The organism is Leucobacter denitrificans, assembly GCF_014396385.1.
GTDB classification, from domain to species: Bacteria; Actinomycetota; Actinomycetes; order Actinomycetales; family Microbacteriaceae; genus Leucobacter; species Leucobacter denitrificans.
The window spans coordinates 2,025,192-2,044,509 of sequence record NZ_CP060716.1 but is presented as its reverse complement, the minus strand read 5'-3'; the positions used below and the strand labels follow the sequence as shown (position 1 = coordinate 2,044,509).

Genomic DNA, 19,318 nt, shown 5'->3' with positions numbered 1-19,318 from the left:
CGCAACGAGTCGGGTGGATCGCAAAGCCTGTCTTTTGCTTCTCGTGAAGAGTAGGGTAATTAACCACAAGAGATCCGGTGAAAATTAAAGGAGTACACGATGGCCATCGCAACACGTACAGTAACAACCACCTGGGATGGAACGCTCGAAGCCGGAACCGGCACGTTCGGCGACTCAAGCAGCGGTGCGCTCGATGGGCAGCAGGTGACTTGGGGCTCGAGAACGGTCGCTCCAGAGGGCAAGACCAGCCCCGAGGAACTGCTCGCGGCCGCGCACTCGTCATGCTTCTCGATGGCGCTCGCGCTCACGCTCGGCTCGCACGACGCTCCCCCGCAGCGTCTCGAGATCAGCTCGGAGGTCGTCTTTGAGGAGGCCGACGGCAAGCCGACGATCACTACCTCGAAGATCACGGTGCGCGCAAAGATCGATGGGATCGATGGAGACAAATTCTCGGCCATCGTCGACGAAGCAGCCGCGCTCTGCCCGGTCTCGCGCTTGTTCGCCGGCGCCAACATTACGGTCGACGCGCAACTCGTCTAGCAACCGTCAGAGCGCGGCCAAGGGCTGGCCGCAATACACTGAGACCATGACTGCGTTGGCCGATTCACTTCTGCGAGCGGCCAACGACACGGCATCGCGCTTGAAAGCTCTCGGCATCGAACCTGAGGCACTTGCTGAATATGTGCCCTCACGTCGCAAGTTCCTCATTCAGCGTGCTGCCACCATGCGGCCTCTCGGTGAGGTGTGGCGTCTCGGCACGTTACTTTTGCGTGTGGATCGGCACAGCGATCCGCCACTGCTTGTGGCTGGCCCCGCCACCCGCGCTGCGAAACGCCTCCACCCAGGCAACCAGTCAATCTCTCGTGAGGAACGCCGCGACATTGCGGCCGCGGCACTCGCTGGCGGGTATCCCGAGGGTCAAGCGGTGCACTACAACGCCGTGCCGATTCCGCTCGATAACGCGGCGCTGCGTGAGCTCGGCCCAGAGCATCCGCTCGGTGTTGTGGGTGACACGATTCGGGTTCGCTGGCGCGCGGGCGCATCTCTCGAGGGCGCCCCGACGCTCGCTGACTACCTGAACGAGCGCATCGATCTCATCGCGGGTCGGCTCGAAGCATGAGCGAAATTACTCAGACTCCTGCGTCCACGCTTCGTTTCGTATACGAATCTGCTCGGTCATGTCATCGAGAAAGCGAACAACAGAAGCTCGTTCTTGTGAATTCAGGCGGGCAGCCGCATGGAAACGTTTCGCCTGCAGCCTACCCACGGTCTGCATCGCAGCTTCACGTGTTTCATCGGTGACGGTTATCGCGAGCGCCCTGCGGTCGTTCGGGTGCGGCGCACGCTCAATGTGACCGCCCGCTTCGAGTCGATCAAGAAGTTTTGTGGTCGAAGCGCTTGAGATACCGAGGTGGGCGGCGATGGCGCTCGGAGTCACCACTGTCTTTGAGTGAAACGCGACGATCAAAAAGTGCAGCGCCCTCATGTCTGACCTGCCGAGCTTCATATATCGCTGAGATGCTTCGGTGAGTTTTTGCTCGGCCTCACGCAACCGCCCCAGAGCTGCCATGACACCACTAATCTCCGACAAATCCTGCGGCGAGACTTGTGATCGGTCGATGAGTAACGAGTCTGGATCGTTCTTCTCGACGTCATAGAGGGTAGACGAAAGCGAGGGAGCGTGTTCCTCGGGTGTCGACATACTCACATAATATCGCAGCTTGTGTTTTCAACCCGGAATGTTATTAGATAGGCTAGCAATATGTCTGGCTAACAAAGTGAGGAGGTGCGACATGGGTCAACTACTCAAGGAACCGGACACGGTCGAGCGAGTCGTGTTGGTCGATGAGTCTGGGAACCCCATCGGCTCCGAAGAAAAGGCTTCGGTTCACACTGATTCCACTCCCCTCCACCTTGCATTCTCGTGCTACCTATTCAATGAAGATGGCAACGTGCTAGTCACCAGGCGGGCGCTCTCAAAGCGCACATGGCCTGGCGTGTGGACGAATAGTTTCTGTGGGCACCCTCAGCCGGGCGAATCAACTGAAGATGCGGTGGAGCGACGCGCTCGGCAGGAACTGGGGACGACGATCAACAATCTGCGTATCGTAGATCCTGATTTTAAGTACCACGCGACCGACGCGAGCGGAATTGTCGAGAACGAGATTTGCCCGGTGTACGAAGCAACGATTTCTGGAACTCTCGCCCCTCACCCAGGCGAGGTAAGTGAGTGGCAGTGGATCGCACCGGCTGCCCTCGCCAAAGCCGCGGTGCTCACGCCGTTCGCATTTAGCCCGTGGATGGTGTTGCAACTTCCGGCGCTCGCTATAGCACGCGCGGTCGAAACCACTCCTTCCTTCGGCCCTGGAAGCGTAGGTCGCACATGACGAATCTCCTCAAAACTCGCTCCGAGCACGCGCGGCTCCGCTTAGAGGTCACGCAAGAACTTGAGGACATTTTTGCGCGTTCGAGGCGCACCGCTGAGGCGTACGGCCCTGAGTTTTTGGGCCTCTGGGATCTCGCTGCCGACCACGCACAGGGGGGCAAGCTCATACGACCACTGCTCATGCTCGAGATGTTTGAGGCACTCGGTTCGAACGAACCTTCGGCATCGAACCGGTCAGAAGCGGTTCGGATTGCGGCAGCTATCGAGGTCCTGCATTTTGCGTTCCTCCTCCACGACGATGTGATCGACGGTGACCTCGTTCGGAGGGGGCGTCCGAACCTCATCGGCGAACTCGCGACATCTTCCTTCGACGAGACACACTCTGACGCAGCGCAGCACTGGGCGAAGTCGGGCGCAATTCTCGCGGGCGATCTCCTGCTTTCGGCGACCCATCAGCTCTTTGCGCGTGCGAACGTCTCGGGCTCACTCAAGGAACGTCTGCTCGACCTTCTCGAACATACGATTTTCGAAACCACAGCGGGTGAATTTGTCGATGTGGGACTCAGCGATGGGGTGATTAGGTCTGACCTCAGCACTGTGTTGCAAATGACAGGCCGTAAAACCGCTTGTTACAGCTTCGAGCTGCCCCTCCGAGCCGCAGTGATTCTTTCTGGTGGATCGCAAGAGCTCGAGCGTCGACTCAGCACAGCCGGGGCACATCTCGGCCTTGCGTATCAGTTGCAAGACGATCTTCTTTCGACATTCGGAGACGCGGCGGCTCACGGCAAAGATGCGTACTCAGATCTTCGCGAAGGCAAACAGACGGCGATAATATCGTTCGCACGCATGAGCAATTCGTGGCCAAGTATCGAGCCCGATTTCGCCGATCCACAACTCTCGTTTGAACGTGCTGAACACTTGCGCGATCTCTTGCGCGAGTGTGGCGCAGAGGATTTTGTGCTCGGGCTGATTCAGGAACAACTGGGTGCCTTTTACGAGTCGCTCGCGGTGGTGAATGAAACTGCGAGCATTCCCACTAGAGTCCGAGATGTGTTGCTTGATCTTGCCGCACGATTCGAAGGTCGCAAATCATGAGCAAGAACCAGAGGGGCAGCGAGCACTCGTCGTCGCTCGCTCGATTTTCACGCACAGCTGAGGCTGTGAGCGAAAACGTGATCGGCGCATACTCCACATCGTTTGGCATTGCGACGCAACTGCTCGGTAAACGACACCGAAACCACATCCGAAACATCTACGCGCTGGTTCGAGTGGCAGATGAGATTGTCGATGGGGTGGCTCGAGAGGCAGGGCTCTCTGCCGATGAGCAATTTGAGGTGCTCGAGCGCTACGAAAACGACACGCATCAAGCAATCCGCACTGGTTACAGCACCGACCTCGTCATTCACGCTTTTGCGCAGACGGCCCGCGCGTCACGCATTGACCGCACTCTCACCGAACCTTTCTTCGCGTCAATGCGCGCCGACCTCGCGTCCGAATCGCCCTCCGAGTCTCACGCTGACGGTCGCATAGTTTTCGACCGTCGCGCGCACGCCGACTATGTCCACGGGTCAGCAGAAGTCGTTGGTCTCATGTGCCTTCGCGTTTTTACTCGAGATTCAGTGCTCACCGAGACCGAGCGCGAGCAACTAGAGCGCGGTGCACAGCAGCTGGGTGCCGCGTTCCAGAACATCAACTTTCTTCGCGATCTCGGCGATGATATCGACCGGCTCGGCCGCAGCTACCTCGGTTGCGATGGGGCGCTCACCGATGCAGACCTGCGCTTCTGGGTGGGCGAGATCCGCTCACAGCTTTCAGAAGCCGAAGCGTCGATTCCGTTGCTCCCCTCAGACGCTCGCGCTGCGGTACGGAGTGCACTGTCTCTCTTTAGCCACCTCACCGATCGGCTCGCTCGCACTCCTGTCGAGGAACTATACAGCTCACGCGTCCGAGTGCCTGACCCGGTTAAGGCGGCTCTCGCCTCGTCCGCAGTTCTGGCCACGCTCATGGAGGGCAAGCGATGACCCATACCGTAATCATTGGCGCCGGCATCGCGGGCCTTGCAACCGCGGCGCTTCTCGCCCGAGAGGGGCATGAGGTCACCGTACTTGAAAAGAACAGCCGGGTCGGTGGTCGGGCAGGAACGTTCGAACAAGACGGCTTTCGCTTCGACACCGGGCCCTCGTGGTACCTCATGCCTCGCGTTTTCGAACACTTCTTTAATTTGCTGGGCACCTCAGCCGAAGAGCAGCTCGACCTGCAATTCATCGAGCCCGGGTATCGGGTCTTTAGCGAGCCCACCCCGAACGGGCAGCGTCGTGATCCACTGACGATCCCGCTCGGTAAGTCCCGCGTTCTTCAAACATTTGAATCCGTCGAGCCAGGTAGTGCCGCAGAACTACACGATTACCTCGCTTCGGCCTCCCGCACAACCGAGCTTGCAGAACGATACTTTCTCTACAATCCGTTTACGAGACTTCAATCTCTGCTGAAGCCTGAGGTGCTGAGCGGTGTGCCTGAGCTCGTACGACTTCTCGCGAATTCGCTCGAGTCCCATGCGGCACGCAAGTTCGCCGATCCAGTGCTGCGACAAGTACTCGGGTACCCGGCGGTGTTCCTGGGCACCAACCCCGCCGATGCGCCGGCGATGTATCACCTCATGAGCGCTCTCGACCTCGACGAAGGTGTGCGGTACCCCATGGGAGGGTTTTGGTTCCTCGTGGAGCGTCTTGAGGCGCTCGCTCGCTCCGCTGGCGCACGCATAATTACTAACGCAGAGGTGGTGAGGATCCACACCGGTAGAAACACCCCACTTCGGCGCGGGAGCAAACAACGCAAGGTCGAGGGAGTCACCTGGAGCATTTCTACGGGCGATGAGCGCCCGACTGAGCGGTACGAACCCGCAGACATCATCGTTTCAGGGGCCGACCTACACCACACTGAAACCCGCCTACTCTCTCAACAGGACCAGAGTTTCCCCGAACGCTGGTGGCGGCGCCGAACCAGCGGTCCAGGAGCCGTGATCGCTCTGCTCGGGGTTCAAGGGAAACTTCCCCAGTTGCCGCATCACTCGCTATTCTTCACAAAGGATTGGGCGGCGAACTTCGATGCGATCTTTGGCAAGAAGACCCGCATCCCCGATCCGGCATCGATCTATGTGTGCAAACCGAGCGCCACAGATTCTTCAGTGGCACCCGAGGATCACGAGAATCTCTTTGTGCTCATCCCGGTGCCGGCTGACCCCGAGATTGGCGGAGGAACGGTACACGGTGGATCGTCGCCCCTCGTCGAGCGCGCCGTCGACTCGGCGATCGACCAGATCGCTGAGTGGGCTGGAATTTCTGATCTTCACGAGAGAGTCGTGGTGCGGGAGTCTCTCGGCCCCAAAGATTTTGAACAGGATTATTACTCATGGCGTGGTGGCATGCTTGGTCCCGCGCACATTCTCAGCCAGAGCGCGATGTTCAGGCCGCAAAACGCATCGAAGAAGGTCGCTGGCCTCTACTACGCTGGCGCAACGACCGCGCCAGGGGTCGGGGTGCCGATGTGCCTTATCAGCGCTGAGCTCGTGTTGAAGCGAATCAGAGGAGATCACAGTCCGGGTCCTCTGCCGGTTCCAGACCGCGTCGGGGTCTCGCTCTGATGGGATTTTTGTACTTGCTGAGTCTGCTCGCCGGCATCGGTTGCATGCTGTTACTTGATCGGCGATTTCAGTTGTTCTTTTGGCATGATCCGGCAGTCGCCGCACTCATCACTGCACTCGGCACCGCCCTCTTCCTGATCTGGGATATCGCAGGAATTGCTGCTGGCGTGTTTCTCCGCGGCGACGCGGTCATTGCGTCAGGCATCGTACTGGCACCAGAGCTCCCCCTCGAAGAACCGGTCTTTCTCGTCTTCCTCGTGCTGTGCACGATGGTGGTGTTTACCGGCTCGACGAAGATTCTCGAGAGGCGCCATACCTCATGAATTATGGAACGCTCGCGCTTATCGGACTGGCGGCTGCTCTCGTCGGGTGCCTCGTGCTGAGCGTGTATGCGCGCATGCGCAATCGACCAGTCACGCGTCGCTACGCAATCGCGATCGTGGTGACAATCCTCGTTCTCGTGGCGCTCACTGCTGTCTTCGACAGCCTGATGATCGCGGCAGACCTCTTTCATTATGCGCCTGAACACCTGGTGGGTGTGAGCATCGGCCTCGCGCCTATCGAGGATTTCTCGTATCCCTTAGCGGGGGCTTTACTACTTCCAGCGCTCTGGGCGGCCTTCGAGCGAGGTGGTGACAAACGTCGTCGCGACTTCACTCAACTCGTTTTGTCGTCGCGGCCAGTCAGTTGGATCAACACTGCGTTTCCGTTTGGGGCAGCGTACTTGCTCGTGACGCGCGAGATCGACTGGGTGCTGCTGCTCGGCTTCCTCTACTTCCTTATCCCTTACAACTTCGCGATGTACGGCATCAACGATGTCTTTGATTATGCGTCTGATCTCGCGAACCCACGCAAGGGTGGTATTGAAGGCGCTCTCTTATCGCCGCGCCTACATAGGCCGACATTATGGATCGCCGCGCTCACAAACATTCCGCTCTTAGTGCTGCTCGGCTTGGCCGGTGGTCCAGGGGCCTGGATCGCACTCGCCGTGAGCGCCTTCGCCGTCGTTGCGTACTCAGCACCAGTGCTGCGATTCAAGGAACGCCCGTTCCTCGATTCAGTGACATCAAGCACCCACTTCGTCAGCCCCGCCGTTGTCGGCCTGCTCCTCGCAGGCGCACAGTTCGACTCGAGTCTCGTGTCGCTTCTCGCCGCCTTCTTTCTTTGGGGCATGGCGGCACACGCATTCGGAGCGGTTCAAGACATCGTGCCCGACCGAGAGGCGGGGATCCACTCCATTGCTACGGCTATCGGCGCCCGCGCAACCGTTCGCCTGTCACTCGTCTTATGGCTGGCGGCCGGAACCCTCATGCTATTTACGCAGTGGCCCGGACCACTCGCGGCTATCATCGCAATTCCATACCTGTTGAACTGCGCCCCATATTGGCGCGTCACGGATGAAGGATCTGGATCCACCAATCGAGCCTGGCGCCGCTTCATCGTGCTCAACTACTTCTCTGGTTTTCTCGTCACCATGCTGCTCATTCTCGAATGGAACCGGCTATGAGGCTCTGGTCGCTGCATCCGCTTCACCTCGATCGTGCGGGGCTCGTCGCGGGATGGAGGGAAGCGCTCCTCGCCCAAGCTGTACTCGCAGGGCGCACCAAGGGATACCAACATCATCCTCAGCTCATTCGGTTTCGCGCCGCTAGTGATCCGCTCGCGGCGATTGGCAGCTATCTCACCGAGCTGCACCGCGAGGCCGAGCGACGTGGATATCGCTTTGATGAGAGCAAGGTTCTCGCCGCGGATCGCGAGTCGGGGCAACTTACCGTGACTGAAGGACAACTTGCGTACGAATGGGCGCACCTCGGAGAGAAGCTCGCGCGCCGAAGCCCCGGAGACGCAGAACGGTGGCACCGATCCACCCCAACGACGCACCCGCTCTTTACACTCATACCTGGGGTCATCGAGAGCTGGGAGCGAACATGAGCCGTCACATTGTCATAGCGGGTGCCTCTGGCCTCATCGGGCAGGGTCTGGTTCGCGCAGCCACCGCGCGAGGTGACCGAGTCACGACGCTCGTGCGACGGCCCGGTCGCCACTCTGGCGAGGTCGAGTGGGATCCCGCTGCGGGGCGGTTGTCGCCTCGAGCACTCGAGGGAGCTGACGCTGTGGTGTTATTGAATGGCGCGAGCGTGGGTCGAATGCCCTGGACAAAGTCATATCGAGAGAAACTGTTGAACTCACGTATCGACTCAACACAAACGATGGTCGACGCGCTTCGCGAGCTCGGATCAGCGGCACCGATGCTCGTGTCAGGTTCTGCGGTCGGGTACTACGGCAATGCCCCCGGCGAAGTGCTCACAGAAACCGCTGGTGTAGGTAACACGTTCTTAGCGAAGCTCTGCGAGGCCTGGGAGGGTGCTGCACGCGAGGCAGAGACCGTCACTCGCGTGGCACTCGTGCGCACCGCGCCAGTGATCCACCGTCGCGGAGTGCTGCGCCCTATGATCACCTTGACGTCGTTCGGTCTTGGCGGCCCGCTCGGTCGCGGCTCGCAGATTTGGCCGTGGATCTCACTCGAGGATGAGGTGCGCGCGCTACTGCACGTCATCGACGAGGGGCTGACGGGCCCGGTCAATCTGTGCGGGCCGATACCGGCAACCGCGAACGACATCGGCCGGTCGCTTGCGCGGGAGCTGCGTCGCCCGTTCTGGCTCCCCGCACCACAATGGGGACTCAAAGTGGTGCTCGGAACGGCGGCAACCGAATCCTTGCTCACTGTCGACGCTGACGTGCGCCCCGGTGCTCTCGAGGCGAACGGTTTCACCTTCACGCATACCACCGCCGAAGCCGCCGTGCGCGCAGCGGTTACTGATTCCAGCTGAACAGCTCCGACTGCGACTGCCAGTCATGATCGGCTCAGGTGCGAGTGAGAGGATCTTCTGTGATGTCTGTGAACACGCAATCCAAAACTCTGAGCCCTCGAGCGCTCTTCCGCATCTTCGCGATCGCTGAGATGTTCACCTGGGCCGGTCTCATCACTGCGCTACTGCTTCGCGCCTTCGATGTCGCGAACCTCGTGCCGATCGCGGGCGGCATCCACGGGTTCGTGTTTCTGTGCTACGCAGCGACCACTCTGTTCGTGTGGGTGAATCAGAAGTGGAGCTTCGGTCTCGGCTTCACCGGCTTGGTGCTCGCAGTTGTTCCTTTTGCCACGGTGCCGTTTGAAATCGTGGTGGATCGCAAAGGGTTGCTGGCCGGTGGATGGCGTCTCGCCGCTGGTGGTGAGGAGCCGAGTGGTTTCTTCGAGCACGTGCAGGCGTGGATTCTACGAAACCTAGTGCTCTCGATTGTGCTCGTGGTGCTGCTCGTCTCGGCCGTTTTCGTCACCCTGCTATGGCTCGGCCCACCCGTGCCACGTGGTTAATCACCTGACCCATTTCTCCGTTTCCGCGGAGATGCGCCGATCGACCTGTGTTAACAGATTTGTACCCGCCGCGACGCGCGTAGCGGGCACAAAGTTCTAATTGCTTAACAGGGCGGCTCGCCGACAGTCACCAGGCTGTCGAGCCAATCCTGACCGTTAGACACCGTGTCAGCGTATCCCGGTGTCCAAGTGCCGTCATTCATGATGTCCTCCTTTCAGAACGCCCAAGGTTGATTCGAGTAAGTGACTCAACGCCAGGTTTGTTGCCAGTATTCCCGCTATTCATACCGAAATTCTCTGTTTCGAACGAGAAGCTGGATTCGCGAGGTCAGGTCTATATCTGAGCAATGCGCGAGGCTCAAGGAGGTTGTCGACTCAACCATGGCTGGTTACTCTTGCGACATGGAGCTACTGAGATACAAAGCCATTTCCGATACCCAGTTCGACATCGTCGGGCGGGACGAAGCGAAACTCGCGACTGTCGAATGCGGAGAGGATAGTCTCTGGCGTATTTTTCCGCAGGCAAACTGGACTCGCCCGGATGGCCTCAATGCAGGCCCGTTCGAGACAAGTGAGGCCGCATTCGAAGAAATTGGCGCGGTGACAGCCGATCAGAGCTGATACGAAAAATCGAGTCCTTAGCAAACAAGAAAAGCGGGGAGCCAGAATTCTGGCCTCCCCGCTTTACCGCTGCTAGAAACTAGAGCACAAGAATGTTTGCAGCCTGCATGCCCTTCGGGCCTCGCTCTGCGTCAAAAGAGACTTTCTGGTTCTCCTCGAGGCTGCGGAAGCCGCCGCTGTTGATCGCACTGAAGTGTGCGAACAGATCTGCGGAACCATCATCTGGTGAGATGAAGCCGAAGCCCTTGTCGGCGTTGAACCATTTAACGGTGCCTGTAGCCATAACGTTATTCCTTAAAGTTGCGATCACGAATGATCTGAACATGTTTCCAAGCAGTACTGCTTGGAAGAGTCGATGCGATCTCGTTGGTACGCAAACCGCTCACATCAGCCGGTTGGCGCGCGAGGGACATTGATTCAAATACTGCTCAACGTAATATCTGAGCTTTAAGTCGGTCCGAGATTGCTCGGCAGAAACGCAACTTCCTGTGCCCCTCGTAATTCATACTACACCTTGCGGAGCAAGTATTGCAGCATATGGCTACACGTGGTTCCTGAGCACTTCAACTGCTGCCTTATTCTTGTGCCCCAGATAGGAATCGAACCTACGACACCTTCTTTAGGAGAGAAGTGCTCTATCCACTGAGCTACTGAGGCGCGACCGCCTCGAGAGGGGCCTCTGAGAGTCTAGCGCAGAGCGGCGGCGCTGTCTGAAAGCCTCGGTGCAGGATCTTGTTCGCAGACGCGCAGTGCAATGAGGTCAGGAGCGGAGTCGCCCGCGTAAACGACGAAGGGCGCAGCTCACAAGCTGCGCCCTTCGTTTAAAAATTGATTAGCTCATGCGAACCACAGTTGTGGGGAGGCCGTGGTAGGTGCTCAGACCGGCAACCACTGTGGTGAACCCGTCCCATCCACCGTGAACAACCTTGCCGCCACCGACATAGATAGCGACGTGAGCGTTGCCCCAGATGAGAATGTCACCAGGTGCGAGAACGGTGCTGCCGTGAGAGTAGCCAACGCTCGGGCCGTACGCAGTGAACTGTGCTGGTGCGAGGTCACCGACCGAGTGACCAACCGCACGGAGTGACTTCTCTACGAGAGCGGTGCAATCCTGAGCGACACCAAGTTGTGCGAGTGCGGCGTTCACAATGCCACTCGCGCCCTGACCTGCGGGTACATCAACTGCAGCGACCGGCTCGGCCTTTGTTGCTGCCTGCTGCTGCTCAGCAGCAGCTTCTGCGGCTGCCTCTGCCTCAGCAATTGCGCGCTCGCGCTGCTCCTGCTCAACGATGCTGGTGTCGACCTCGAGAGGGATGTCGTCGATAGGCGTAAGTGCCGGACCGGCCGAGACCTTGATTGTCTGTGCAGTAGATGCCTGCACAATCTCAGCTTCGACGTTCGTCGCCGGGTTCAGTGCGTATGCCGGTAACGCGAGCGTTCCAAACATTGCGAACGTGAACGCGGCTGCGCCGGCGATTTTTGCGATCTTCTTGGCCTTCGCCGAGGTTGGAGCTGCTGCTGGAGTGGTCGCCGCTACGATCTCGGTACTTGGGTTTGGAATCACTGAATATCTACCTCACATTTTTGCTTCGGGCGGCACCTTTAGGCCGTTTGAAGCGAAGACTCGTCAAGACTAACCGAATGTCACGAAATTGTCACGTTCTTATTACAATCAGTGCATTTCATTCGGTGAGGCCTGAGATCGCAAGGCGGATCCACCGCAAAAAGAAAGGCGCAGCCCGGGGGCCGCGCCTTTCATCGATGTCTCTTAGCTCATGCGAACAACGTGTGTCGGAAGCCCAGCGTAAATGCTCAGACCCGCAACCACGGTGGTACCGCCGGTCCATCCGCCGTGCACAGCCTGGCCGTTACCAATGTAGACAGCAACGTGAGGTGCGCCCGGCCACATGAGCAAGTCGCCCGGAGCGAGAGCGGTCGTACCGTGCACATACGCGGTCGACTCGCCGTATCGGAAGAAGTCGCTCACACCGTGGTCGTACCCACCCTGGTCACGGCGCTCAGTGAGACCGATGGCAGCGAGCGAGTTCTGTGCGAGGTCAGTGCAATCTTGGGCGACGCCAACCTGAGCGAGCGCTGCAGACACGAGCCCGCCTGCACCCTCACCTGCAGGAACCTCAACTGCAGCGGCAGCCGCCTCCTCACGCGCTTCTGCCTGAGCCTCTGCTTCAGCGATCTCGCGCTCGAGTCGCTCCTGCTCAATTGCGCTGGTCGCAACCTCGAGCGGCACATCATCGATTGCGACGAGTGCGGGCCCAGCTGTGACCTTGATCGACTGTGCTGGTGCACTCTGAACGATCTCTGCAGGTGCGTCAGACGAGTTCATCGCGTATGCAGGCAGCGCGAGCGTACCGAACATTGCGAATGTGAATACTGCCGCGCCGGTGACCTTGGCGATCTTCTTTACCTTCACCGAAGTTGGGGCTGTTGGTGCTGCCTGATTGGCCGCAGCTACGACCTCGGTGTTTGGGTGCTGAACCACTGAATCTAATACCTCACGTTGTTGCTTCGGGCGGTTCCCTTGACCGTTTGAAGCGAAACCTTCACAAGACTAGTTGAGTGCTGCCCGAATGTCACATTCAGGTCTCAAGACTCAGATAATTCCCTGTTCGAGCATCGCCTGGGCCACCGTCACGAACCCGGCGGAGTTCGCACCGAGCACATAATCTCCCGGTTTTCCGTATCGCTCTGAAGCAGCAAAGGTCATGTCGTGCACGTCGCGCATGATCTCGTGCAGGCGGTTCTCGCTCTTATCGAAGTCCCAGCGCGAGCGGGCCGCGTTCTGGCTCATTTCGAGCGCAGAGGTCGCAACGCCACCGGCGTTTGCTGCCTTGCCCGGCGCGAAGAGCACACCCGCTTCTTGGAACAGTTCGACGGCTTCGGGGGTCGTCGGCATGTTCGCACCCTCGGTGACGGCACGCACTCCGTTCTTGAGCAGGCTACGGGCCCCGTCAGCGCCGAGTTCGTTCTGGGTTGCGCAGGGAATCGCGATTTCAGCGCGCACGTCCCAAACCGAGCCGTTTGCGACGAAGTGCGAGCCAGGCTTGCGATCCGCATATTCAGAGATGCGCCCGCGCTCGACCTCTTTGATCTGCTTGAGCAACTCAACATCAATGCCGCCCTCGTCGACAATGTAACCGCCCGAATCAGACGCGGTCACCGCGCGACCACCGAGCTGCTGCACCTTCTCGATCGCGTAGATAGCAACGTTGCCAGACCCCGAGATCGCTGCTCGTCGACCGGCAACGCTCTCGCCAACGCGCTGCAGCATCTCCTCAGCGAAGAAGACCGCACCGTAGCCGGTGGCCTCGGTGCGCACCTCGGCACCACCCCAACCCTTACCCTTGCCAGTGAGTACGCCCGCCTCATAGCGGTTCGTCATGCGACGGTACTGACCGAAGAGGTAGCCGATCTCGCGCGAGCCCACGCCAATATCGCCAGCAGGCACGTCAGTGTGCTCACCGATGTAGTGCACGAGCTCAGACATAAACGCCTGGCAGAACCGCATGACCTCAGCATCGCTCTTTCCGGCAGGATTGAAGTCGGAGCCGCCCTTGCCGCCGCCGATTCGCTGAGATGTGAGCGCGTTCTTAAAGATCTGCTCGAACCCGAGAAACTTCACGACCGAAAGGTTGACGCTTGGGTGGAATCGCAGACCGCCCTTGAACGGACCGAGCGCGGAGTTGAACTGCACACGGTAGCCGCGATTCACCTGCACCTTGCCGCTGTCGTCGACCCAGGGCACACGGAAGAGGATCTGTCGCTCCGGCTCCACGAGCCGCTCGAGAATGCCACCCTCAATGTATTCGGGGTGCTCTTCGAGCACGGGCTCCAGTGTTTCAAGCACTTCGCGAACGGCCTGCTGAAACTCAGGCTCTGCCTGACTTCTACGCTCTACAGTCTCGAGTACTGCACTCAGGTGCGCCTCAGGGGTGGGAAGTGACACAGGGGGTCTCCTCGGGTTATCAGCTCCATTGAAATGGGCTCGCCAAACGTAGCGATTGCGGACGCCCAGGCGGGCGCTGTCTCATCTACGAGACAAAAATGTGCGCGGCCATCTCCACGGGTATGTCGATAGCCTCACGTTGTCCCTCCACCTCGATCCGCACGAAATCGTCGATACGGGTGAAAGAAGCTCTGTTTCCGGGCACTACGCCCGCGGCCGCGAACTGAGAAAGTAGTTCGGGGTCAAATTGGGCGGGTTCGGCAAGTCTGCGGATCGACGCCTTCGATGTTCCAGACGTGCCCGCGATCCACTCACTCATGCTGAGTTCGTGCGGATCGAGCGGGAGCATCGGTGCGCCGCCGAGTTCTTCGAGGCCAGGAATTGGATTTCCATACGGCGACACAGTGGGGCGATCAAGGATGCTCAGGAGCTTGCGCTCTACCTGCTCGCTCATCACGTGCTCCCAGCGGCACGCTTCTTCGTGCACGTACTCCCACTCGAGGCCGATAACGTCGGCGAGGAGACGTTCTGCGAGCCGGTGCTTGCGCATCACGCGAGTGGCGAGCGTTCGCCCCTCTTCGGTGAACTCGAGGTGACGATCGTTCGAAACCACCACTAGCCCGAGGCGTTCCATGCGGGCAATGGTCTGTGAGACCGTGGGACCGGAGTGGCCGAGACGCTCAGAAATGCGCGCGCGCAACGGCACGATGCCCTCCTCCTCGAGTTCGAGGATCGTGCGAAGGTACATCTCGGTGGTATCGATCAGGTCCGTCAAATGTCTCCCAACAGCATTGGTGTCTACCCGCCAGCTTACGGCACTGTGCGGCAAGGTGCCTCCCGAGTAATTTAGACTGTGAGAATGGCCGAGATCGAGATCCCCACCAATTTGCTGCCCACCGACGGACGATTTGGCTGCGGCCCATCGAAAATTCGAGACGAACAACTCACGTTTCTGAGCAGCATTCAGCCCGAGATTCTCGGCACTTCACACCGTCAGGCCCCGGTGAAGAATCTTGTGGGAAGCGTGCGCGAAGGCCTCGCTGAACTGTTCCGTGCACCTGAGGGATACGAGATTCTCTTGGCGAACGGTGGCGCGACCACGTTCTGGGATTCGGCGGTGCACTCGCTCATCGAGCGCCGCAGCCAGCACCTCACCTTTGGTGAGTTCGGCGCCAAGTTCGGCAAGGCAGCTGCGGCGGCACCGTTCCTTGAGGAGCCGGTCATCGTCGAGGCAGAGCCGGGCTCACGCTCTGAGTTGGAGCCGCGCTCGGGCGTCGACGTGTACGCCTACCCACACAACGAAACCTCGACCGGCGTCATGACCAATGTTGTGCGCGCGGCTGGTGAGAACGTCGATGCCGGCGCACTCACCGTTGTCGACGCAACGAGCGCCGCTGGCGGTATCGACTTCGACGCATCAGCAACTGACGTGTACTACTTCTCCCCGCAGAAGAACTTCGCCTCAGATGGCGGCCTCTGGTTTGCCCTCGTTTCACCCGCCGCTATCGAACGCATCGAGCGCGTCACGAACGGCGACCGCTACATTCCCGAGACACTGAACCTCGGTGGCGCACTCACGAACTCGCGCCTCAATCAGACGCTCAACACACCGGCACTAGCGACGCTCGCGCTCATGGACGAGCAGGTTCGGTGGATCAACAGCAATGGTGGCCTGACCTGGGCTTCTGAGCGCACCGCCGAGTCTTCCGGGGTGCTCTACGACTGGGCCGAAGCTTGCGAGGTTGCGACACCGTTCGTAAGCGACCCCGCACACCGCTCGCAGGTCGTCGTCACCATTGACTTTGACGACTCGATCGATGCGTCAGCAATCTCGAAGGCGCTCCGCGCGAACGGCATTGTCGACACCGAGCCGTACCGCAAACTCGGGCGCAACCAGCTGCGCATCGCGACATTCACCGCGATCGATCCCGAAGACGTGCGAACCCTCACCGGCGCAATCGACTACGTGCTCGAGCGCCTGTAGGCGACGCCTCCTCCCTGCCACGCCTAGCAAAATCGGCGCAGGGAAATCAGCAATTCTGCGATGAAAAGGCTGACTTCTCTGCGCCGATTTGAGAGCGGCGAAACTGGAGGCCGGGGCTACTGGGCCTCGGCCTGCTCAGCGCGCAGCTTCGAGACCTCGTAGAGGGCGACGCTCGCGGCGATACCGGCATTGAGCGACTCGGTCGCGGCCGAAATCGGAATCGAAACGATCGCATCGCAGGTCTCGGTCACCAGTCGCGACAGGCCCTTGCCCTCGCTTCCAACGACGACAACGAGCGGCCGCCCTGCAAGATCGAGCCCTGGCAAGCTGACGTCTCCTTCACCATCGAGACCCACGACAAAGAGCCCCTGCTTCTTGAGTTCCTTAATGGTCTGAGTAAGGTTTGAAGCGCGCGCAACGGGGATGCGCGCGGCAGCCCCGGCAGACGTCTTCCACGCCGCCGAATTCAAACCAGCGGATCGGCGCTGAGGAATAATCACACCCTGCCCACCAAAGGCGGCGACCGAGCGAATAATCGCCCCGAGGTTGCGCGGGTCGGTCACTCCATCGAGTGCAACGAGCAGCGGCACCTCACCGCGTTCGAGCACTTCTTCGAGCACGTCCATCGGGTGCGAGTACTCCATCGGCGGCACCTTGAGTACGACCCCCTGGTGCACGGTGTCGCGCTCGGTCATGCGATCGAGTTCTTGACGCATGACCTCGAGCACGGCGACGCCGCGATTCGTCGCGAGGCGCAGAATCTCGCGCATGCGATCATCCATCTCAATGCGCGCAGCGACATAGAGCGTAGTCGCGGGAATCTTGGTGCGGAGCGCCTCGAGCACTGCGTTGCGGCCCGTTACGAGCTCGGATTCGTCGGCCTTGCGGCCCGATCCGCTGCGATTGCCGGCCGGGGCGCCACCGCGACCTGCACCGGCGTGGCGTGCCTTCGCTGCTTCGTAGCGATCGCGCGCGGCTTTCTTCTTCGCCGCGGGGTGGTAATCGCGATCTTCAGCCCGCGGGGTGGGGCCGCGCCCTTCGAGCGCCTGCCTTCCCTGGCCTCCAGACCCTACGGCCTTGCCGAGTCCCTTTTTGCGTACGGCGCCTGGGCGCCCCTTCTTGTTGCTCATGTGAGGCTCCAGCGGGTTCCGTTTGAACTGTCTTCTAGGGTGATTCCTGCGGCCGAGAGGCGGTCGCGGATCTGGTCGCTTGTCGCGAAATCTTTGTCGGCGCGAGCCTGTGCCCGCTGCTCGATGAGCGCGTTCACCAGGGCGTCGAGCGCAGTAGTGGCCGCGGCATCGCCAGTGGCGGATCGATCAGCCCAAGCTGCATCGCGAGGGTCGAGACCGAGCACATCGAGCATCGCAACGACCTCGGCCGCGCACCGTGCCGCCGCCTCAGTCTCTCCGGCGTCGAGCGCCGTATTGCCCGCGCGCACCGCGCCGTGCAGAGCCGCGAGCGCCTGTGGAATGCCGAAGTCGTCGAGCATCGCCGCAGTGAACTCGGCAGGAAGGTCGCCGACCGTGGCTGACCCGCTAAGCGGTGCGAGATCCACACCCGACAAGCTGCTCTCTGCTCGCGCAAGAAAGCCCTCAATGCGCTCAAAGGCCGCTGCGGCCTCAGCCAGTGACGTCTCTGAGAAATCGAGCACCGACCGGTAGTGCGCAGATCCCAAGAAGTAGCGCATCACGATCGGCCTCGTCTGCTGCAGCAGCTCAGCCGCGAACAGAGAGTTGCCGAGCGACTTCGACATCTTCTGACTGCCAATGTTCACGAGGCCATTGTGAATCCAGTGCTTCGCAAACTCTTGGCCCGCAGCCTTCGACTGCGCCATCTCGTTCTCGTGGTGCGGAAAACGAAGGTCGAGCCCGCCTCCGTGAATGTCGAACGACTCACCGAGGTACCGGGCAGCCATTGCCGAGCACTCAATGTGCCAGCCGGGCCGACCGCGCCCCCACGGCGAGTCCCACGAGGCCGTCGCTGGCTCGTGATCGCGGTACGCCTTCCAGAGAGCAAAGTCGCGCGGGTCTCGTTTACCAACCGGCTCCGAGTCCGCCGCGTCTTCCATCTGGTCACGCTTCTGGCGGGTCAGTTCGCCATAATCGGCCCACGTTGCCGTGTCGAAGTAGACACTCGCCGAGCCGTCGTCTGCCTGGTACGCGTGACCGCGCTCAATGAGTCGTTCAATGAGGTCGATCATCTCGCGAATGTTCGCCGTGGCGCGCGGCTCGTACGTCGGCGCCAATATGCCGAGCGCGTCATACACCGCCGTGAACTCGCGCTCCACCCGGTAGGCAAGCGCCCACCACTCTTCGGCGCCACCCTGTTGCTGGGCCGCGCGAGCATTGTCGAGAATCTTGTCGTCGATGTCAGTGACATTGCGGATCAGCGTGACGTCATGCCCAGTGGCTGTCAGCCAGCGGCGCATCTGGTCGTACACGAGCGCGCTGCGCAGGTGCCCGATGTGGGGCGACGACTGCACGGTCGGTCCACAGACATACATGCCAACCTTGCCCGCTTGCCGCGGGGTGAAGTCGACAACTGCCTGCTCGCGCGAGTCGTAAATGCGTTGCGTCACGCTATAAGCCTAGCGTTCGCGCAGGCCGGTTTCGTGCGAAAAGTTCGTGTGGGCGCGCGCTAGGCGAGCTCGCCCGAGAAGAAGTACTGCATCTGCTTCGCGACACTTACCGCGTGATCGCCAAAACGCTCGTGGTACCGGCTCGCGAGCGTCGCGTCGACGACCCCAAGCGGGTTAGCCGAGAGCTTGTCGCTGAGCACCTTTTCGAACACCTTTGCATGGCGCTTATCGAGTCCGTCGTCGAGGTCGCGGATCACGTTGACCGTCTCGGGCTCCTGCTCGCGCAAGAGAGTCACAACGGCACTTGCCATCTCGACATCGATCGCACCCATCTTCGAGAAGATCTTACGAAGACCCTGCGGGATCGCGCTCTCGGGGTACCGGTAACGGGCGAGCTGTGCGATGTGCTGGGCGAGATCCGCCATGCGCTCGAGCGAGGAACTCATGCGCAGCGAGCTCACGACGAGCCGCAGGTCGGAAGCGACTGGCGACTCGCGAAGCAGAATGTTGATCGCGAGTTCATCGAGCTCGAGCGCGAGCGCCTCGACCTCTTCGGTGCGCTCGATGACGCTCTCTGCGAGCTCAGCGTCAGACGTCGCAAACGCCTGCGTGGCTTCGGTAATCGAGGTCTCTACGAGCTCGGCGATACCAACGAGTCGCTCCTGTAATTCACTCAGCGACTGCTGAAATACCTGGCGCATGGGGTCCTTTCATTGGCCGACAACCGTGCGTATCTACCTTCTCTCGATTTCATGAACCCACAGTCTCTATC

The 19,318-nt window shown here is 60.2% G+C and carries 22 protein-coding genes and 1 tRNA gene; 13 read left to right on the top strand and 10 right to left on the bottom strand.

Features of this window, described 5'->3' with window-relative positions; genetic code table 11:
* Positions 1-99 precede the first annotated feature (99 nt).
* Both H9L06_RS09875 and H9L06_RS09870 read left to right on the top strand, forming a co-directional pair.
* Complete coding sequence (locus H9L06_RS09875; RefSeq protein WP_187555013.1) at positions 100-540, top strand: OsmC family peroxiredoxin; 441 nt, start codon at positions 100-102, stop codon at positions 538-540.
* Between the two features lie 46 nt (positions 541-586).
* Positions 587-1,120: a hypothetical protein gene (locus tag H9L06_RS09870; protein WP_187555012.1), complete on the top strand. Its 534-nt coding sequence runs from the start codon at positions 587-589 to the stop codon at positions 1,118-1,120.
* Positions 1,121-1,126: 6 nt separating this feature from the next.
* Here the strand turns inward: H9L06_RS09870 and H9L06_RS09865 are convergent, their stop codons facing one another.
* A complete protein-coding gene (locus tag H9L06_RS09865) occupies positions 1,127-1,702 on the bottom strand; it encodes a MarR family winged helix-turn-helix transcriptional regulator (protein WP_187555011.1) in 576 nt (191 codons plus the stop codon).
* Positions 1,703-1,793: 91 nt separating this feature from the next.
* On the opposite strand from H9L06_RS09865, the gene idi reads away from it, so the two are divergent.
* The 10 genes from idi to H9L06_RS09815 all read left to right on the top strand — a co-directional run bounded on the left by idi (position 1,794) and on the right by H9L06_RS09815 (position 10,020).
* Positions 1,794-2,387 carry an isopentenyl-diphosphate Delta-isomerase gene (gene idi, locus H9L06_RS09860; protein ID WP_187555010.1) on the top strand — a complete coding sequence of 198 codons (594 nt, stop codon included), beginning with the start codon at positions 1,794-1,796 and terminating at the stop codon, positions 2,385-2,387.
* Entirely contained in the window at positions 2,384-3,481 is a 1,098-nt protein-coding gene (locus H9L06_RS09855; RefSeq protein WP_187555009.1) for a polyprenyl synthetase family protein, read from the top strand. Before idi ends, H9L06_RS09855 begins: the two co-directional genes overlap by 4 nt.
* A complete protein-coding gene (locus tag H9L06_RS09850) occupies positions 3,478-4,407 on the top strand; it encodes a phytoene/squalene synthase family protein (RefSeq protein WP_187555008.1) in 930 nt (309 codons plus the stop codon). The genes H9L06_RS09855 and H9L06_RS09850 overlap by 4 nt, the downstream gene beginning before the upstream one ends.
* Complete coding sequence (gene crtI / locus H9L06_RS09845) at positions 4,404-6,026, top strand: phytoene desaturase family protein (protein ID WP_187555007.1); 1,623 nt, start codon at positions 4,404-4,406, stop codon at positions 6,024-6,026. Before H9L06_RS09850 ends, crtI begins: the two co-directional genes overlap by 4 nt.
* Positions 6,026-6,349, top strand: a complete 324-nt coding sequence (locus H9L06_RS09840) for a lycopene cyclase domain-containing protein (RefSeq protein ID WP_187555006.1) — start codon at positions 6,026-6,028, stop codon at positions 6,347-6,349. Before crtI ends, H9L06_RS09840 begins: the two co-directional genes overlap by 1 nt.
* A complete protein-coding gene (locus tag H9L06_RS09835; RefSeq protein WP_187555005.1) occupies positions 6,346-7,533 on the top strand; it encodes a prenyltransferase in 1,188 nt (395 codons plus the stop codon). The genes H9L06_RS09840 and H9L06_RS09835 overlap by 4 nt, the downstream gene beginning before the upstream one ends.
* Positions 7,530-7,958, top strand: coding sequence for a pyrimidine dimer DNA glycosylase/endonuclease V (locus tag H9L06_RS09830; RefSeq protein WP_187555004.1), 429 nt, complete (start codon positions 7,530-7,532; stop codon positions 7,956-7,958). Before H9L06_RS09835 ends, H9L06_RS09830 begins: the two co-directional genes overlap by 4 nt.
* Positions 7,955-8,857, top strand: a complete 903-nt coding sequence (locus H9L06_RS09825; protein WP_187555003.1) for a TIGR01777 family oxidoreductase — start codon at positions 7,955-7,957, stop codon at positions 8,855-8,857. The genes H9L06_RS09830 and H9L06_RS09825 overlap by 4 nt, the downstream gene beginning before the upstream one ends.
* A gap of 62 nt (positions 8,858-8,919) precedes the next feature.
* Positions 8,920-9,399 (top strand): DUF3817 domain-containing protein, encoded by a 480-nt coding sequence (locus H9L06_RS09820; protein WP_187555002.1) that lies wholly within the window; start codon positions 8,920-8,922, stop codon positions 9,397-9,399.
* 402 nt (positions 9,400-9,801) lie between these two features.
* Complete coding sequence (locus H9L06_RS09815) at positions 9,802-10,020, top strand: hypothetical protein (RefSeq protein WP_187555001.1); 219 nt, start codon at positions 9,802-9,804, stop codon at positions 10,018-10,020.
* A 79-nt stretch (positions 10,021-10,099) separates the two neighbouring features.
* Here the strand turns inward: H9L06_RS09815 and H9L06_RS09810 are convergent, their stop codons facing one another.
* From H9L06_RS09810 to H9L06_RS09785, 6 genes are all read right to left on the bottom strand, one after another.
* Positions 10,100-10,303: a cold-shock protein gene (locus H9L06_RS09810; protein ID WP_187555000.1), complete on the bottom strand. Its 204-nt coding sequence runs from the start codon at positions 10,301-10,303 to the stop codon at positions 10,100-10,102.
* A gap of 301 nt (positions 10,304-10,604) precedes the next feature.
* Positions 10,605-10,677: transfer RNA gene (locus H9L06_RS09805), tRNA-Arg, on the bottom strand.
* Between the two features lie 175 nt (positions 10,678-10,852).
* Positions 10,853-11,584, bottom strand: a complete 732-nt coding sequence (locus H9L06_RS09800; RefSeq protein WP_187554999.1) for an NlpC/P60 family protein — start codon at positions 11,582-11,584, stop codon at positions 10,853-10,855.
* Between the two features lie 204 nt (positions 11,585-11,788).
* Positions 11,789-12,520: an NlpC/P60 family protein gene (locus H9L06_RS09795; RefSeq protein ID WP_187554998.1), complete on the bottom strand. Its 732-nt coding sequence runs from the start codon at positions 12,518-12,520 to the stop codon at positions 11,789-11,791.
* A gap of 111 nt (positions 12,521-12,631) precedes the next feature.
* Positions 12,632-13,984: an NADP-specific glutamate dehydrogenase gene (gene gdhA, locus H9L06_RS09790; RefSeq protein WP_187554997.1), complete on the bottom strand. Its 1,353-nt coding sequence runs from the start codon at positions 13,982-13,984 to the stop codon at positions 12,632-12,634.
* A gap of 85 nt (positions 13,985-14,069) precedes the next feature.
* A complete protein-coding gene (locus tag H9L06_RS09785; RefSeq protein ID WP_187554996.1) occupies positions 14,070-14,759 on the bottom strand; it encodes an iron-dependent transcriptional repressor DtxR in 690 nt (229 codons plus the stop codon).
* A gap of 84 nt (positions 14,760-14,843) precedes the next feature.
* Here H9L06_RS09785 and serC point away from each other — a divergent pair, with 84 nt between their 5' ends.
* Entirely contained in the window at positions 14,844-15,968 is a 1,125-nt protein-coding gene (gene serC, locus H9L06_RS09780; RefSeq protein WP_187554995.1) for a phosphoserine transaminase, read from the top strand.
* A 116-nt stretch (positions 15,969-16,084) separates the two neighbouring features.
* Here serC and rlmB read toward each other — a convergent pair whose 3' ends face one another.
* From rlmB to phoU, 3 genes are read right to left on the bottom strand one after another with little or no spacing between them, the layout of a single operon-like run.
* Positions 16,085-17,098 (bottom strand): 23S rRNA (guanosine(2251)-2'-O)-methyltransferase RlmB, encoded by a 1,014-nt coding sequence (gene rlmB, locus H9L06_RS09775; RefSeq protein WP_187554994.1) that lies wholly within the window; start codon positions 17,096-17,098, stop codon positions 16,085-16,087.
* Positions 17,095-18,546, bottom strand: a complete 1,452-nt coding sequence (gene cysS / locus H9L06_RS09770; RefSeq protein WP_187554993.1) for a cysteine--tRNA ligase — start codon at positions 18,544-18,546, stop codon at positions 17,095-17,097. The genes rlmB and cysS overlap by 4 nt, the downstream gene beginning before the upstream one ends.
* Before the next feature lie 59 nt (positions 18,547-18,605).
* On the bottom strand, positions 18,606-19,247 hold the full coding sequence (gene phoU / locus H9L06_RS09765; RefSeq protein WP_187554992.1) for a phosphate signaling complex protein PhoU: 642 nt from the start codon (positions 19,245-19,247) through the stop codon (positions 18,606-18,608).
* Between the last annotated feature and the right edge of the window lie 71 nt (positions 19,248-19,318).